General features: G+C 36.4%; 15 protein-coding genes and 1 pseudogene. 5 read left to right on the top strand and 11 right to left on the bottom strand.

Annotated features, from left to right (window positions below; genetic code table 11):
• Window positions 1–84: 84 nt before the first annotated feature.
• From DXB58_RS02115 to aroQ, 7 genes are all read right to left on the bottom strand, one after another.
• Window positions 85–1200: a FecR family protein gene (locus tag DXB58_RS02115; protein WP_122135765.1), complete on the bottom strand. Its 1116-nt coding sequence runs from the start codon at window positions 1198–1200 to the stop codon at window positions 85–87.
• 153 nt (window positions 1201–1353) lie between these two features.
• The gene (locus DXB58_RS02110; RefSeq protein WP_009001078.1) at window positions 1354–1905 is read right to left on the bottom strand and encodes an RNA polymerase sigma factor; all 552 of its coding nucleotides are present in this window, start codon (window positions 1903–1905) and stop codon (window positions 1354–1356) included.
• Between the two features lie 145 nt (window positions 1906–2050).
• The gene (locus DXB58_RS02105; protein ID WP_122135764.1) at window positions 2051–3277 is read right to left on the bottom strand and encodes an FtsX-like permease family protein; all 1227 of its coding nucleotides are present in this window, start codon (window positions 3275–3277) and stop codon (window positions 2051–2053) included.
• A gap of 17 nt (window positions 3278–3294) precedes the next feature.
• Window positions 3295–3627: a 30S ribosome-binding factor RbfA gene (rbfA, locus tag DXB58_RS02100; RefSeq protein WP_004296522.1), complete on the bottom strand. Its 333-nt coding sequence runs from the start codon at window positions 3625–3627 to the stop codon at window positions 3295–3297.
• A gap of 17 nt (window positions 3628–3644) precedes the next feature.
• Window positions 3645–4283, bottom strand: a complete 639-nt coding sequence (locus tag DXB58_RS02095) for an O-methyltransferase (protein ID WP_117932827.1) — start codon at window positions 4281–4283, stop codon at window positions 3645–3647.
• A gap of 18 nt (window positions 4284–4301) precedes the next feature.
• The gene (gene pyk / locus DXB58_RS02090) at window positions 4302–5759 is read right to left on the bottom strand and encodes a pyruvate kinase (RefSeq protein ID WP_117932825.1); all 1458 of its coding nucleotides are present in this window, start codon (window positions 5757–5759) and stop codon (window positions 4302–4304) included.
• 38 nt (window positions 5760–5797) lie between these two features.
• Complete coding sequence (aroQ, locus tag DXB58_RS02085) at window positions 5798–6217, bottom strand: type II 3-dehydroquinate dehydratase (protein ID WP_117932823.1); 420 nt, start codon at window positions 6215–6217, stop codon at window positions 5798–5800.
• 73 nt (window positions 6218–6290) lie between these two features.
• Between aroQ and xerD the strand changes: the two genes are divergently transcribed.
• From xerD to DXB58_RS02065, 4 genes and pseudogenes are all read left to right on the top strand, one after another.
• Window positions 6291–7250 (top strand): site-specific tyrosine recombinase XerD, encoded by a 960-nt coding sequence (gene xerD, locus DXB58_RS02080; RefSeq protein ID WP_117932821.1) that lies wholly within the window; start codon window positions 6291–6293, stop codon window positions 7248–7250.
• Between the two features lie 135 nt (window positions 7251–7385).
• A complete protein-coding gene (locus DXB58_RS02075) occupies window positions 7386–9080 on the top strand; it encodes a tetratricopeptide repeat protein (RefSeq protein WP_175353129.1) in 1695 nt (564 codons plus the stop codon).
• Window positions 9081–9192: 112 nt separating this feature from the next.
• Window positions 9193–10263, top strand: a complete 1071-nt coding sequence (locus DXB58_RS02070; protein ID WP_117932817.1) for a TlpA disulfide reductase family protein — start codon at window positions 9193–9195, stop codon at window positions 10261–10263.
• 13 nt (window positions 10264–10276) lie between these two features.
• Window positions 10277–11128: pseudogene (locus DXB58_RS02065) on the top strand (YifB family Mg chelatase-like AAA ATPase); the annotation flags it as partial.
• A 133-nt stretch (window positions 11129–11261) separates the two neighbouring features.
• Here the strand turns inward: DXB58_RS02065 and DXB58_RS02060 are convergent.
• The 4 genes from DXB58_RS02060 to DXB58_RS02045 form a co-directional block, all read right to left on the bottom strand.
• Window positions 11262–12314 (bottom strand): RES domain-containing protein, encoded by a 1053-nt coding sequence (locus tag DXB58_RS02060; protein WP_122135763.1) that lies wholly within the window; start codon window positions 12312–12314, stop codon window positions 11262–11264.
• A 188-nt stretch (window positions 12315–12502) separates the two neighbouring features.
• Window positions 12503–13384, bottom strand: a complete 882-nt coding sequence (locus tag DXB58_RS02055) for an HNH endonuclease (RefSeq protein ID WP_147338713.1) — start codon at window positions 13382–13384, stop codon at window positions 12503–12505.
• A 5-nt stretch (window positions 13385–13389) separates the two neighbouring features.
• On the bottom strand, window positions 13390–14106 hold the full coding sequence (locus DXB58_RS02050) for an OmpA family protein (RefSeq protein ID WP_233527215.1): 717 nt from the start codon (window positions 14104–14106) through the stop codon (window positions 13390–13392).
• Window positions 14106–15668, bottom strand: a complete 1563-nt coding sequence (locus DXB58_RS02045) for a MotA/TolQ/ExbB proton channel family protein (RefSeq protein WP_122135761.1) — start codon at window positions 15666–15668, stop codon at window positions 14106–14108. Before DXB58_RS02045 ends, DXB58_RS02050 begins: the two co-directional genes overlap by 1 nt.
• A 465-nt stretch (window positions 15669–16133) precedes the next feature.
• Here DXB58_RS02045 and DXB58_RS27850 point away from each other — a divergent pair, with 465 nt between their 5' ends.
• Window positions 16134–16280: a hypothetical protein gene (locus tag DXB58_RS27850; RefSeq protein WP_199487913.1), complete on the top strand. Its 147-nt coding sequence runs from the start codon at window positions 16134–16136 to the stop codon at window positions 16278–16280.
• Window positions 16281–16284 lie beyond the last annotated feature (4 nt).

Genomic DNA, 16284 nt, shown 5'->3' with positions numbered 1-16284 from the left:
CGGCAATATTTATCCGATTTTTTTGTTTCATTATGGTTGTCTGTTCTTCATAGGCAAACATGTTTAAAAGATTAATTAAAAAAATTATTTATTTAAATATATACTAGTATCACTTTTTTCGATCGTGAATGGTAGGGTTTGCTGAATGCATTCAATCACTTCATCTATATCATCTTTCAAATCTAATTTCCCATACACTTTTTCTTTACCAATAATTGGATCACATTGAATAGGTATACCATAATAAATGCTTAACCTTTGAATAATCTGCGACAAATCATTACCGTTCAATAACATTATCCCCTCTACCCAACTAATATATTCTGCTACATCGACCTGCTTTTGATAAGCAATTGTACCATTAGCTATATTCAACAAATCATTAGGATTCAAACGTGCTTTCTTTTCATTCTTATCGGTAACTTCTACCGCACCCTCTACCAATACAATATTAGTTGCCCCTCCTTTATAGTTCGAAATATTAAATTTCGTACCTAACACCTGCAGTTTAAAATCATCAGACTCCACTATAAAAGGATGCTTCTTATCATGTGCAACTTCCAGGAAAACCTCTCCTTGAGCATAAATTTTACGAATATCCCCTTCAAAACGACGAGGATAAATCACTTTTGATTGAGAATTAACTATCAATCGAGTCCCATCAGACAACTCAACTCTCGCCCTTTTTCCAGCAGGAACAAGCAATTGGTTATATTCTTGCTCTTCTTTAATTTTTTCTTCTTTCTCCTTTATTACTTGCGAATTAACAGCAACCTTTCCTTCTTTTGAATACTTAATGAAAGCATTTTCATCTAAATTAAGCTGCTCTTTGGGAGTAATAAGAGTCACTTCCTGAACAGAACGGCTATCCATTTCTTCGGCAATAGCCTGAAAGTCTAAATTAGTAGTCCCATTTTGACTCAAGAAATAAATTGTAGAAAAACAAATCAAGAAAGAAGCTGCAATAGAAGCTGAAGCAACTAAGAAGTATTTGTTCCTGCGCTTCATAGCATCTTTTCGCATCTTTTGTCGAGTCCTCTCTACAATATAAGATGGATCAATCTTTTCCTGCGTACAATTTTCCCAAAAGAATCTCAATCTCTCACCATCAGGCATAGAAGTAAAATCATCCTCAATTTTTTGTTGAGAATTCAATTTACTAAACAAATCTGCGAGACGATGGTATTCTTTCAAGCTCATAATCCTTTTTTAATGTTGTTCTATAGATAAAGACGCAACTAAAGAAAAAATCTCCTAGTCAAAAATATTTTTTTTTCATTTTTCTTAGAGAATAAATAGAAGCGAGTTAGTTAAACAGGAAGCAAAATATTAATAAACAGAGAGTTAAAAGGATTAGTTCTTACGAGATTTTATATTCAATCTTTTAGAAATTTCATCTAACGCAAAAGCAATATGGTTATTGATAGTCTTCACAGATATATTCAACATTTCTGCAATGTCTTTATAGGGCAGACCATCTATTTTTGCTAAGAAAAAGACATGTTTACACTTGGGAGGAAGTTGTTGAATAGCATCATTAATTTTAGCCATTTCTTCCATACTAATCATCTCTTCGGCTGGAGACTGAACCGGCTCAAAAGTAAAATCTTCGATATCATCAAATGACAATTCATACTTTCCAGTCTCCTTCCTCAAAAAAGAAATCGCTTTTCGATAGGTTATTGTCTGGATCCAAGCATTCATATTGCCAATTTCAGCCAGACTTTTTCTATTTTTCCAAACTTCAAAAAAAACATCACTCACAATCTCTTCAGCCGACTCTTTTTGACCAAGTAACGCAAATGTATAGTGATATAAACGCGAAGAATAATGCTCCATAAAACGGTTGAAAGCAATTTCATCACCGTCTACTATTCTACTTATTTCATTATTCTCAAGTTTCACAGAAGTATTTATAGATTATTTTCAATTAACAAAATTGAGCCAAATATAGCAGTATCATATCAAATATAAAAATAAAACACCACAAAAAGGAATTAAAAGTTATCAATTATAGAAAAGTGGCTATAATAAGAACATTACCATTTAACTATAAAAGTCTCTTACTTAAATAACGTACAGGATACCATACAGAGAGAAAACCAACTGCTAAAACTGTGATAAAAATTAGTACGATATCCCAAGCGTGAACACTGACAGGATAGGCGTCTACAACAAAAGTACCACCACCGCCTCCCAATGAAATTATACCGAATTTCTGTTGGATAAAACATAGGATTAATCCTAAAACAATACCGGAAATAGCACCGAAAAGAGAAATTAAACGACCTTCAAAAAGGAATATCCGAGAAATAAGTTTATCGCTGGCTCCAAGACTTCGCAAAGTCACTACATCGTCTTTCTTATCCAGAATTAGCATAGAAAGGGAACCAATTACATTGAAACAGGCTATCATTAAGATAAAAGTGAGAAACAAATAAGAGATTAATTTCTCTATCTCCATAATACGGAAAACATCTGCCTGCTGCTGATAACGGTTTTGAACTACAAAATCATCACCTAATATATTTTCAATTTTGGATTGTACAGATGAAATATTTACATTAGGTTTCAATTTCAATTCCATCGCAGAGACTTCTGTTGTATAATCCAGAAGCTCACGGAGGAAATCGAGAGAAGTCAGAATATATTTCCCGTCATATTCTTGCTGATTCACAACAAATACGACACCCGGAGAATACAGGTAATCACGATTAAAAGAAGCACTGGGATTTGCCATGTTCACTTTGGCATTTCGCTTGGGTAGATAGACCTGAAGAGGATCAACAAATTCCAAACCTGTACCCAAAGTCGCAACCAGTTCCACTCCCATAACCCCGTAGTTCACAATAGAGTCATGAAGAAGAAATTCACCTGCGCCATAGAGTATACTATCTATAGCAGTCAGTTCTTCAAAGTTATCCTCCACACCTTTTAATACAACCATAGCTTGGCGATCCTTGTATTGCACCATTGCATTTTCTTCGAGTGTTTCTGTAAACACCTCTACTTCAGGAAGTGCACAAACAGCGCGAATCCGCTTATCTTGCGCATCAAAGACTTTTCCTTCACGGACCGTAATTTTCAACTGCGGGTCAAAAGCCGTAAAAAAGCTAGCGACCATATCCTGAAAACCATTGAAAACGGAAAGAGTGCAAACCAAAGCAAGCGTAGCAAGAGCTACCCCACATACGGAAATACCGGATATGATATTAATAGCGTTATGCTTTTTTTTTGAGAAAAGATAACGCCTGGCTATATAAAAAGGGAAGTTCACCTCTGCAATGAATTATTTCACTTCAGCAATGAATCTATTTTCTCAATATAATCCAATGAATCATCCACAAAGAATTTCAGCTCGGGAATGATGCGCAACTGGTGACGCACACGAGTTCCAAGCTCATAGCGGATGGATTTCATATTGTTATTGATATTCTTCACCATCTCTTCTGCTTTCTCCGAAGGAAAAACACTGAGGTAAACACGGGCAATACTCATATCAGGACTGATACGAACTGCACTAACAGAGACCAGTGTGCCCGGCATGGACTTTGTTTGAAGCAGGAATATCTCACTTAGTTCTTTCTGCAACAGGCGAGATATCTTATTCTGTCTGGTTGTTTCCATAAATCTACTCTTTTATCTTACTTTTTTCTTATAATCGTTAACCCGTCACGTAAAGGCAATATCACTTTTTCCACTCGCACATCTTCCGCCACCAAATCATTGAAGGCTTTAATACCAATCGTCTGTGCATCCGTGTTGCGAGGCTGTTCGAGAACATGACCGTCCCACAAAGTATTATCAGCAATGATATATCCGCCTGCAGATAGATGCGCCAACGTCATCTCGTAATATTCAATGTACTTACGCTTATCACCATCAATAAAAGCCATATCAAAGGTAACACCTAAACGCGGAACAAGTTCTAAAGCATCACCTATATAAAAACGAATTTTATCGGCAAATGGTGATTTTTCCAACCATGGACGGGTAAAATCCTCTTGTTCATCATTGATCTCAAACGTATGCAACATTCCACCTTCGGCCAGACCTTCCGCCAAACAAAGGGCAGAATAGCCACTATACGTTCCTATTTCCAATATCTGACGGGGCCGAATCATTTCTACAAACATTTTCAGCATCCGTCCCTGCAAATGCCCGGAAGCCATACGAGGACGGAGCAGTTTTACATGTGTATCCCGGTAGAGCGATTTTAAATAATCGCTCTCGGGATCAATATGCTGCAAAATATATTCGTCTATCGATTCGGTTTCCTGCATAAAACTAGCTCTTACAAATTACAGATAGCGGTTGTTATTAGGCAATACAGTCTGCCCTGCATGCTCCAATGCATCTTCCACTACATTAATTTCAAGGAATGATGTTTTCGTTCCCGCCTTACCACTACTCAAATAACCAACCATATCAGAAGGCTGTAAACGACCTTCTTTCAACAAACGGCGCAATGCTGCAAAGTAATACTCCTGTCCGTTAGCCAATTCCGGCATATAGATAGCTTCCACACCATAAGACAAAGCCAAATGACGCATCGTCTTTTCTTTATAACAAATAGCCAACACCGGATATTTTCCACGGAAAGCTGCCAGATTGCGGGCAGTACGTCCGCTATAGCTATCAGTAATAATGGCACGTATTTTTAGTTTAGAAGTAGCCTTCACTGCCTGTTTAGCAAGGAATGCCGTAACATCATTACTATTCTCATCCAATGGAATACGGATATCATTTTCCTCCAATTTATCTTTTTCAGCCTGGGCAGCAATCTTAGTCATTGTCCTCACTGCCTCTACCGGATACTTACCATAAGCAGTTTCCCCACTCAACATCAATGCATCTGTACGATAGTAGATTGCATTAGCAATATCAGTCACTTCCGCACGAGTCGGACGAGGGTTACTTATCATCGTGTGGAGCATCTGAGTAGCAACGATTACCGGCTTCTTTGCCAAAATACATTTGCGAATCAATACACGCTGGATTCCCGGGATACGTTCCTGTGGAACTTCAATACCCAAGTCACCACGGGCCACCATTACACCATCTGCCACTTCCAGAATTTCATCGATATTATCTACTCCTTCCTGATTCTCAATCTTAGCAATAATCTTAATATCACTATTATGAGCATCCAGAATTTCACGAATATCAAGCACATCCTGACGATTGCGTACAAAAGAATGAGCGATAAAATCAATATCCTTTTCAATAGCGTAAAGGATATTGTTACGGTCTTTTTCCGTTAATGAAGGAAGATTAATGCGAACACCCGGAACATTTACACTCTTACGGCTTCCCAAAGTAGCATCGTTCTTGACTTCACACAACAAATAATCGTTAGTCTTATCAATAACTTCCAGTTCCAGATCACCATCATCAATCAGGATCATACCACCGATATTTAGATCGGCCACAAAGTTTGGGTATGAAACAGCGATACATTCACGGGTTGTCTCCAAATCCGGATTACCTACAATCTTTACTTTATCACCTGTCTTATATGGAATTGGTTCTGCATTAGCCGTCGTACGAACTTCCGGACCTTTTGTATCCATCAAGATCGCAATACGGTTGGATACAGCACGTACATTTGCAATCAAAGCTTCAAAACCTTCACGGCTAGCGTGCGCTGTATTCATACGCACCACATTCATCCCAGCTTCAAACAACTGTTTTATAAAATCCACATCGCAACGTCTATCCGAGATGGAAGCCACAATTTTAGTCTGTTTCAATAACATAGTCTTTCTACCTATTATATTTTATATTACCTTATTTATTATCTATCTAACAAAGCTTCCAAGGCCAAACGGTACGAATTCAACCCAAAGCCACAAATCACTCCCTTGCAGGCACAAGCAATCATCGACACATGTCGGAAAGGCTCCCGACTATGCACATTGGAAATATGTACTTCAATCACCGGAGACGTCACAGAGCGAATAGCATCCTGCAAAGCTATGGAAGTATGTGTATACGCACCTGCATTCAGAATGATGCCATCCACATCAAATCCCACCTGCTGTATGCAGTCTATCATTTCACCCTCAATATTCGATTGAAAATAGTCGATCTCCACGTCAACGTATCTTTTGCGAAGATCAACCAAGTAATCTTCAAATGTAACGCTTCCGTAAATGGAAGGTTCACGCTTACCCAACAGATTAATATTCGGGCCATTAATAATTTGTATCTTCATCGCGCAATCCTGTTTTTTATATACCTTTGTATCCAAAGAACAATATTTCAAGGTGCAAAGGTAGAAAAAAGAAATGGAAATCAACGAAAAAAAGAAGAAGAAGGAACAACAAGAGGTGATAATCAGGAAGTATCAGCAGTATCTCAAACTGGAAAAGTCTTTATCTCCTAATACGCTGGATGCCTATCTTACGGATCTGGACAAACTGATGAGTTTTTTGAAGCAGGAAAAGGTAGAGATACTAGACGTATGTTTATCTGATCTTCAACATTTTGCAGCCGGATTACACGATATTGGCATTCACCCTCGTTCACAGGCCCGCATCTTATCAGGAATCAAATCATTCTTCCGTTTTCTCATCATTGAAGACTACTTGGAAGCAGACCCCAGTGAGTTATTAGAAGGACCTAAAATAGGCTTTAAACTTCCTGAAGTACTGACTGTGGAGGAAATTGACCGGATTATCTCTGCCGTTGACCGCAGCAAAACCGAAGGACAGCGAAACAGAGCTATTTTAGAGACATTATACAGTTGCGGACTTCGCGTATCGGAACTTGTCACACTCAAGTTGTCCGACCTTTATTTTGATGAAGGCTTTATCAAAGTAGAAGGAAAAGGAAGCAAACAGCGCCTCGTCCCCATCTCTCCACGAGCCATTAATGAAATAAAACTTTACATACCAGACCGTAATCAAATTGAAGTAAAAAAAGGGCATGAGGATTTCGTTTTTGTCAGCCAGCGGAGAGGTAAAGGACTTTCCCGGATTATGATCTTTCACATGATAAAAGAATTAGCGGAAAAAGCAGGCATTACCAAAAACATCAGTCCGCATACTTTCCGACATTCCTTCGCCACTCATTTACTGGAAGGTGGAGCCAATTTGCGAGCCATTCAATGCATGCTCGGACATGAGTCTATCGCGACAACGGAAATCTACACACACATTGACCGTAATATGCTTCGTAGTGAGATTATTGAGCATCATCCACGAAATATCAAGTACCGGAAAGAAAAAGAGGGGTTATTTCATTAAATTATGATAAAATCGCCCCTGTATCTATATAATTATATTAAGAATTAATATCTTTGCGTTACTTTTTCTGTGCGAGCAGAAGGAGGTTGGCAAATAGACGATATTTCAATTACAAACATTTAATTTATACCTAAAATGACTAAGAAGTTGTACTTGCCTTTACTCATGGCAATGGTTGTTGCATTATTCTCTTCTTGCAGCAAAAAAATGGGTGAATTATCAGCTGATTACTTCACTGTTACTCCGCAAGTGCTGGAGGCAGTAGGTGGTAAAGTTCCTGCGACCATCAATGGTAAATTTCCTGAAAAGTATTTCAACAAGAAAGCGGTTGTAGAAGTTACTCCGGTTTTGAAATGGAATGGCGGCGAAGCTAAAGGCCAACCAGCTACTTTCCAAGGTGAAAAAGTGGAAGGTAACGACCAGACTATCTCTTACAAGATGGGCGGTAGCTACACTATGAAAACTTCTTTTGACTATGTTCCGGAAATGGCTAAGTCTGAATTGTACCTGGAATTCAAAGCTACTATTGGTAAGAAAGTAGTTACTATTCCTGCTGTGAAAATTGCTGATGGTGTAATTTCTACTTCTGAATTAGTAAACAATACATTAGGTAACGCTAACCCTGCATTGGGCGAAGACGCTTTCCAACGTATCATCAAAGAAAAACACGATGCTAACATCATGTTCTTGATCCAACAGGCTAACATTCGTTCTAGCGAATTGAAGACTGCTAAAGAATTCAACAAAGAAGTAGCTAACGTAAACGAAGCTGCTAACAAAAAGATCAGCAACATTGAAGTTTCTGCATACGCTTCTCCTGATGGTGGTGTAAGCTTGAATACAACTCTTGCTGAAAACCGCGAAGACAACACAACTAAGCTGTTGAGCAAAGACCTGAAGAAAGCAAAAATCGATGCTCCGATCGATGCTAAATATACTGCACAGGACTGGGAAGGTTTCCAAGAATTAGTTTCTAAATCTAACATCCAAGACAAAGAGTTGATCCTCCGCGTTATTGCAATGTACCAAGATCCTGCTCAAAGAGAAAGCGAAATCAAAAACATCTCTGCTGTATACAAAGAATTGGCTAACACTATTCTTCCTCAGTTGCGTCGTTCTCGTTTGACTTTGAACTATGAAATCATCGGTAAGTCTGACGAAGAAATCACTAAACTGGCTTCTTCTAATCCTTCTGAACTGAATGTAGAAGAATTGCTGTATGCTGCTACACTGACTAGCGATCCTGCTAAACAAGAAGCTATCTATACTCAAGCTACAAAACAATTCCCGAACGATTACCGTGGTTACAACAACTTGGGTAAATTAGCTTACCAGGCTGGTAACATTGACAAAGCTGAATCTTACTTCAAGAAAGCTGCCAGCGTTAATGCTACTCCTGAAGTTAACATGAACTTAGGTTTGATCTCTTTGATGAAGGGTGACAAAACTGCTGCAGAAGCATACTTCGGTAAAGCTGCCGGAACAAAAGAACTTGGCGAATCTATGGGTAACCTGTACATCGCTCAAGGTCAATATGAAAGAGCAGTTAACTCATTCGGTGACTCTAAGACTAACAGTGCTGCTTTGGCTCAAATCCTTGCTAAGGACTACAACAAAGCTAAAAACACATTGGCTAACGTAACAAGACCGGATGCTTACACTGACTACCTGATGGCAGTTTTAGGTGCTAGAACTAACAATTCTTCTATGGTAACAAGCAGCTTGAAGAGCGCAGTTGCTAAAGATTCTTCATTAGCTAAGAAAGCAGCTACTGACCTGGAATTTGCAAAATACTTCACAAATGCAGATTTCATGAGCATCGTTAAATAAGAGAATTACCACTCTATTTTAAATATTAAGAATTGCCTGTCATTATAAATGACGGGCAATTCTTTTTTTTTATCCGTAAAAACCGTACTTTCGCAGAAAAGAATTCAAAGCAATGAAAAAGAGCAGCATTTTAATCCTTATAATCATCTGTCTGTGCGGTTGTGGCAAATCTTCTAAGAAAACAAGCATAACCGGGGAAATCAAGGGACTGGGTACAGATACGCTCTACCTGTACGGAATGGACGAATCCTTTGATCGGATAGATACTATTTTCGCGAAAGGAGACAAATTCTCTTACACCACCTCCATAGACACCATAACTTCGGCCTATCTGCTGATTGATAACCAGATAGAATATCCGATCTTCCTCGATAAAGGAAACCAAATCAAGATAAAAGGAAATGTGGACCACCTCGAATTTCTGGATATCAACGGGAATAAATATAATGAAGAGTTCACAGCCTTTCAGAAAGAGCTGGGTAGTTTAAACAACCCTTCCGAAAAAGATTTAGAGCAAAAGGCGGAAGAATTCATCAGGGCACATCATTCTTCTTTTGTCAGTCTTTACCTGTTGGATAAATACTTTGTGCAGAAAGACTCTCCTGATTTCAACAAGATAAAGACATTAATTGAAGTCATGACAGGAATACTTCAAGACAAGCTATATATCGAGCAACTGAACGAAGCTATTTCCTTGTCCGAAAAGACAGAGATAGGCAAATATGCTCCGTTTTTCAGTCTACCCAATATAAAAGGAGAGAAAATTACCCGTTCATCCGAAGATTTCAAAAAGAAGAATCTATTAATCAACTTCTGGGCCTCATGGACAGATAGTATCTCCAATCATCAAAGCAACAGCGAATTAAAAGAACTTTATAAAAAGTACAAAAAGAACAAACACATCGCTATGCTCGGAGTCTCCTTTGATATGGACAAGAAAGAGTGGCAGGATGCTATTAAACGCGATACACTAAATTGGGAACAAGTTTGTGATTTCGGTGGATTGAATTCCGAAGTTGCCAAACAATATGCTATCAAACAAGTTCCCAGTAACATTCTTTTAGCAGCAGACGGCAAGATTCTGGCAAAAAACCTCAAAGGAGAGCAGCTGAAAAAGAAAATTGAAGAAGTAGTCACAGCAGCTGAAGAAAAGGAAAAACAAGACAATAAAAAGAAAAAATAACCTGTAAGCAAACGTGTTAATCAAAGTTTTCGGAGCGGCTGTTCAAGGGATTGATGCAACACTCATCACAATCGAAGTCAACAGCTCGCGCGGCTGTATGTTTTACCTCGTCGGCCTTCCGGATTCTGCGGTCAAAGAAAGCCATCAACGCATTATCTCCGCATTGCAGGTGAATGGCTATAAAATGCCCACAAGCAATATAGTAGTCAACATGGCACCGGCTGACATTCGCAAAGAAGGTTCGGCCTATGACTTACCGCTTGCCATCGGACTACTCGGAGCCAGCGAAACAATCTCTTCCGAGAAATTCTCCCGCTATTTACTTATGGGTGAGCTAAGTCTGGACGGAAGTATCCAGCCCATCAAAGGAGCGCTCCCTATCGCCATCAAAGCCCGTGAAGACGGGTTCGAAGGACTTATCATCCCCCAACAAAATGCACGGGAAGCCGCCGTTGTCAATCAGTTAAAAGTATACGGAGTCAGTAATATCAAAGAAGTCATCGAGTTTTTCAACAACGAACGCGAACTGGAGCCAACGATTGTCAATACCCGGGAAGAATTCTATCAACAACAGAATCATAGTGACCTGGACTTTGCAGACGTAAAAGGTCAAGAGAATGTGAAAAGAGCCTTGGAAGTTGCAGCAGCCGGAGGACACAACTTAATCATGATAGGTGCACCAGGTAGCGGTAAATCAATGATGGCTAAACGGCTCCCGTCCATTCTTCCCCCTCTTTCATTAGGGGAAAGCCTGGAAACAACCAAGATACACTCGGTTGCCGGAAAACTGCAACGCGGGTCCTCATTAATTACCCAACGTCCGTTTCGCGACCCACATCATACGATTTCACAAGTAGTACTAATTAACTATTAGGTGGCTGCTTACACTTTTCATTCAAGAAAGAAATCTATTATCATTTTCCCTTTAACAACCTAATGGCTATTACAGCTATAATTATACAGTCTAAAGATATTATTAATTCTTTCAATAATTAATATCAAACTAACCTTGTTGTTAAACTAATATTCAAATTCTCCTCACCTTCATTAATATTTTCTAAATCAATAAGAATAGGTTCTGTAATATGATAGTACGTCTTTGCTTTTCTACAATATCCCTCTGCTGCCATTTCACGGGCAGGTATAACTATATTACAATATGTTACCCCCACTAATGCATGATCTTTGGTTGATGAGTATATTATACCATCAAGCATGTCCTGCTTTTTAATATACTGTAATAGAAGTTGTGAGATAATGTATTCTGGTTTGAATGGCTCGTCAGGATGCGCAACTTTCATTAAACAAGATAAATAAAATGGGTAAGTAGATAAAAAACTAAATGCAAAATGGGCATCTGTTTCTATAATAGTTTCCAAACATTCATCTGGAATTACTAAGTTTATCAGTGATAAAAGTTTATGATTCTCGACCCTACATGCAAATACTTGTTCTTCAGACTCCAATGATCGTTTAATTTCATTCCAACAAACTTCTAATGATGTTCCTAAATATAAACATGGGAATCCGGGAATACTAAATCTTGCTGACGAAACCTTTTCTCTCATATTAAAAGGAACATGAAACATTTTCTCCTTAGATAAAGTTTCTTTAGATATTCGCATTCTATACAAATTAATAAGCTCTTCTCTCCATTCTAATAAGAAAAAATTGCCCAACTGATCATTAAGATAATTATTTGCATATGCACAACGGACACTACTTCTACTTGGAGCAAATTTATTTCTCATTAACAAATTCTCTAAAAGTTTATATGCTTCATCCGGATATCCTTCGTAATAAATACTAATTATCGAGCTGATTGTCTGTTGGACTTTCTTGATAAAGGAGATAAACTTTCTTTTTGTTAGATCTATAATTATTGGTGAACCTTCATTTCTAAATAAAGCATTAAAATCAACTTCATCAATATCATTTAGCAATGATATATATTCACTGAATTCATATTGCAATGTTTCGATATAAGAGCTACCTGTCCTTTCAAGAGGTAGCTGATTTCTCATTTGATTTAATGCTTCAAAGACTCTCATACTTTATTATAATTAATGCCAGTTAGGCAATTATATTTAACTTTATATTGAATAACAGCAACACAAAAAAAAGAGTTTAAATTTTCCACTTTCTTATTGTTATACCTCATAAAAACAAAAATACAAAAAGATTCTATTTGACAAATCATTTTTGAGTTAATAATGCTTTTGAAATAATTTACATTTCTCTAAAATGGATAAATATCGCTGTCTGTATCACTATTTGAGAATTGAAACTCACCTTTAGATAAGCATTTTAAATATTGCTGCAAACGAATCCTATTACTTCTTGAAACTTGATAATTTTCTTTATGTCGCTTATCAATCTCAGAATGACATCTAATACAAAGACATTTCAAATTATACTCTCGGTTATCCAGTTTATTACCATTTATATGGTGTACCTCTAAAAATCGCTTATTAAATCCATTTAGAATAACACCACAATTCTCACATACATATTGATGTTTCTCTCTTATATATTCACTAATCTTCTGCCACTCCTTAACATATCCGAACATATCAATATCAACTTGTTCGGGCATTTCGTTTTGTTCACTTCCTCCTAAAGCATCATAGAATCCCTGAGTATTAGATACCGAATTTATCAACAGCGCCTTTATCCCAACCATATCTTCACCGAAAAGTTCTTCCGCTTGCATATTGAGTAGCATATGCCTACAATATCCACATAAGGATAAAGATACATTTTTAAATTCTTCACCAGTCCTACGCTCTATTATATCATTGGTGTTAGCTGTAGAAAAGGAATAATATTGATCAAAGACTCCTTTATCTAAAAACTTCCGAATAGTTTCACATTCAAATATATGAAATTTAGGAAACCCATACTTATCAACTAAATATCGTGTTTGATACATGTACCCTTGACGTTTAAAACCATTTTCATCCAAATAGAATATACCTGTTGATTGAAAATCAATTTTACCATTAGTATAAGCTTCTTCAAAATCAACCCTAATAAGTTTATACCCTTTAGAATCCCCTACAATGTAGCCATTGTTTTTTAGAAACTTTTTTAAAGCATCAAAAGTATATAATTCACTCATACTAGTCATTTCTGCATATCATTAACAATATTCTCAATAAGTTCTTCACTTGTGGTAATTATACGAAATTCAACTCTACGTGAGTAATTAGCATTTATTGGTTCATGCGATAAAAAACTTTCTTGCTTATTGTCATCAAGAGTTCGTCCATAAGATAGTCCATTAGCTGTGATCCAGTATTGTAATTGTTCTTTCTGTTTTTCAGATAAGTTCTTATAGTATTCCATCTGTCTAAAATATTCAAGAACTTTAGCAGATCTCTCTTGTGACAGTAAAATATTTCCGATATAAGGATCGCTTGATTTACTATAAATAGCCAATGTATCTGTATGTCCTTCGATTCGAATTTCTTTAATCCTTGTTCGATATTCTTCTTTTAAGAGAATGTTAAAATATCTAGGTAAAAAATCATTCAATATTTTCTGAAAGGTTGGGGTAACATCCGATTTACCTAAAGCAAATATAACTTGTGGATTTGTAAAGCGAATAGATAAATCTTTTCCTATCTCCATCTCCCATTCTTTTTTCTCTTCATCAAAAGCAGAACGCAAATCTTTATATATGGCTGATTTTGAATCTTGAAAGTCTGTTACAACCTTCTGGCGTTGCTGCTCGGCTTTTTGTACTTCAAGAATATATGAGATCGCAACAAACATAAAAATGACCATAAGTCCGGTCATTAAGTCAGAGAATGACATCCAACTATTATTCTTACTTCCCATTAGTTGCGTTTTTTATTATCATACATGGCTTGAATACAAGCGTCTAAGTTAGCCAATGTATTATTTAGTCTCTCGTAGAACTCTTCGTTAAGTGTAGACACACTACTATTTAAAGATTTAGAAGCATTAGCAATTATGCCAACTCCCTCATTCATGTTTTTTCTAGTTTCTCGCCAAAACTCTTCATTGTAATCTTTTATTTTATTAATTTCATCTAACTTCTTCACCAATAGACGAACTCCATCTCCCATATCTTTGTGATTACGAATCCAAGTATTTAGTTCCTTTGTAGCCTCGTCAAAAGCTTCAGTTCCATTATGCACTTTAGATATTGTATCGTTTAATTTTACTGTTATATCTTCAAATTTAGTATCGTCAATCAACACCCTTTGCAGTTCTTCTATCAATCGCTTCAAGTGACTATCATCAGCAATTAAAGAATGAGTATTATCAGCAACTTCTTCAAGTACTGTAGATGTGACTTTAAATTCACTTGTCATATTATTATATTGAGAAGTCAATTCACTAATCATATTTTTATTCTCAATCTGCCATACATTCAATTGCTCTACACTCTTATTTAATTGCTCGAAGTTTTCTTGAACAAGTTTGTTGATAAGTTCTTTGAGGGATTTATTAAATTCTTTAGTAACCCCTTCCATTACCTTAACTAAAGACTCAACATTATTCTTACGCATTAACGCAGAGAATTCATCGAATTTACTTTGCATTAACTTATTACCCTTTTCCATAGCATCTGTTATGACAACAATTTCACCCCTGACTGTTGTAGATAGATTTTTAGTTTCAAGTAGATTTTCTTCCTGAATACTTACCTGAGTACTCATTATGTCTAAAACTTCTCCTAATTGACTATATGCAGCTTTGGCTCCTTCCTCTATCTTTGTCGAAATATTGTGAATACCAACAATTTCCGTATGAACATCCATTAATTTGGAATTACTTATAACCATTTCTTCTACTTTGGTATTAAGATTGTCTAAACTGCCACTTTGAGAACTTAACAATTCTATTACCCCATTTTGTGATTCTACTATTTTTTCAATACCTGTAGCTTGTTGATCCAGTAAATTAATCATTCTTGTTTGTAATGTATTTGATTGATTTACCATTCTCTCAATTGTTTCATTCAATCGGCTTTGATCTTGACTCATGTTCTGAATTGCAACACATATTCTATTTAAAGCGTCTTGTTCCGTAGAAGGAGTTGTCGCCTCTATATCATCCGATATGCCATTAATCCATCTACTAACCACAATAGAACAAATCATCCCTACAATAGATGTCCAAAATGCCATTTTTAGTCCACTTAATAGAACTGAAATACTTGCTGATATATTTGTTGTATTAAAATCCGAAAGTCCATAAGTAATGCCAATAAATGTTCCTAATACACCTAAAGTAGTAAGAACAGAGGGCATGTATTCTATGATATTTTTCTCCTGCCTAAAAGTATTATTTTTAACTGCTTTCTTGATGCGATAACAACAATAAAAAAATGCTATAGCAATAATAGCTATGGAAATGATTGTAATAGTCATATATTTCTATTCTATTTTACATAAGATTTTTGCAAAAATAAGTTATTTATTTGATTATAAGATAGCTTCTCTGTAAAAGAATCACGATTTCAATATAAAATTATCTCATCATTATCTTATACAAAGCATATAAGCCATTATCTTTTTAAAACTTCGCCTCAAATCCCCTGAAAACCTTATATATGAGAAAGAACAAATAGATAAGAAATAAAAAACATATAAGCGATGTAATAATGTTAAAGACAAAACATTACTGCACCGAGAGACTAAATCCCTATTTTCAGCATTAATTATATGCCGGAAGTGGGGATTTTCTCGTATCTATATTCTTTCTCAATCAGGGAGCTAAAGGCTCTCTTTATTTTTTTCTTCTCACCGATTGACTTACCTCCTATACTCCTCTGATCGCCTTATTTATGAATAAAAAACAAATTATTAACAATTAAAGAATAGGAGAAAATTGAAATGAAAAAAGTAAAAATGATTATTGAAGTAGTAAAGTTTATCGGGCTACTTGCCCATTTACTAGAAGCGTTTGAGCTCATTGAATCTTTTATTAAGAGAAGAGCTCAAAAGAAACCAAATCCTGTGGGATTTAAAACAGAAGAATAATTAT

Origin of the sequence: Bacteroides sp. OM05-10AA (assembly GCF_003439055.1) — a bacterium.
Taxonomy (GTDB): domain Bacteria; phylum Bacteroidota; class Bacteroidia; order Bacteroidales; family Bacteroidaceae; genus Bacteroides; species Bacteroides intestinigallinarum.
The sequence above is the reverse complement of the archived record's forward strand: the minus strand, read 5'-3'. Positions and strand labels throughout refer to the sequence as shown.

What these genes read in the sequence shown, in the direction of transcription:
- DXB58_RS02115 (WP_122135765.1), bottom strand. Translation starts at nt 1,200, where the DNA reads ATGAGCTTGAAAGAATACCATCGTCTCGCAGATTTGTTTAGTAAATTG.
- pyk (WP_117932825.1), bottom strand. Translation starts at nt 5,759, where the DNA reads ATGTTATTGAAACAGACTAAAATTGTGGCTTCCATCTCGGATAGACGT.
- DXB58_RS02050 (WP_233527215.1), bottom strand. Translation starts at nt 14,106, where the DNA reads ATGGGAAGTAAGAATAATAGTTGGATGTCATTCTCTGACTTAATGACC.
- DXB58_RS02095 (WP_117932827.1), bottom strand. Translation starts at nt 4,283, where the DNA reads ATGCAGGAAACCGAATCGATAGACGAATATATTTTGCAGCATATTGAT.
- DXB58_RS02075 (WP_175353129.1), top strand. Translation starts at nt 7,386, where the DNA reads ATGACTAAGAAGTTGTACTTGCCTTTACTCATGGCAATGGTTGTTGCA.
- DXB58_RS02060 (WP_122135763.1), bottom strand. Translation starts at nt 12,314, where the DNA reads ATGAGAGTCTTTGAAGCATTAAATCAAATGAGAAATCAGCTACCTCTT.
- DXB58_RS02070 (WP_117932817.1), top strand. Translation starts at nt 9,193, where the DNA reads ATGAAAAAGAGCAGCATTTTAATCCTTATAATCATCTGTCTGTGCGGT.
- DXB58_RS02055 (WP_147338713.1), bottom strand. Translation starts at nt 13,384, where the DNA reads ATGAGTGAATTATATACTTTTGATGCTTTAAAAAAGTTTCTAAAAAAC.
- xerD (WP_117932821.1), top strand. Translation starts at nt 6,291, where the DNA reads ATGGAAATCAACGAAAAAAAGAAGAAGAAGGAACAACAAGAGGTGATA.
- rbfA (WP_004296522.1), bottom strand. Translation starts at nt 3,627, where the DNA reads ATGGAAACAACCAGACAGAATAAGATATCTCGCCTGTTGCAGAAAGAA.
- aroQ (WP_117932823.1), bottom strand. Translation starts at nt 6,217, where the DNA reads ATGAAGATACAAATTATTAATGGCCCGAATATTAATCTGTTGGGTAAG.
- DXB58_RS02045 (WP_122135761.1), bottom strand. Translation starts at nt 15,668, where the DNA reads ATGACTATTACAATCATTTCCATAGCTATTATTGCTATAGCATTTTTT.
- DXB58_RS27850 (WP_199487913.1), top strand. Translation starts at nt 16,134, where the DNA reads ATGAAAAAAGTAAAAATGATTATTGAAGTAGTAAAGTTTATCGGGCTA.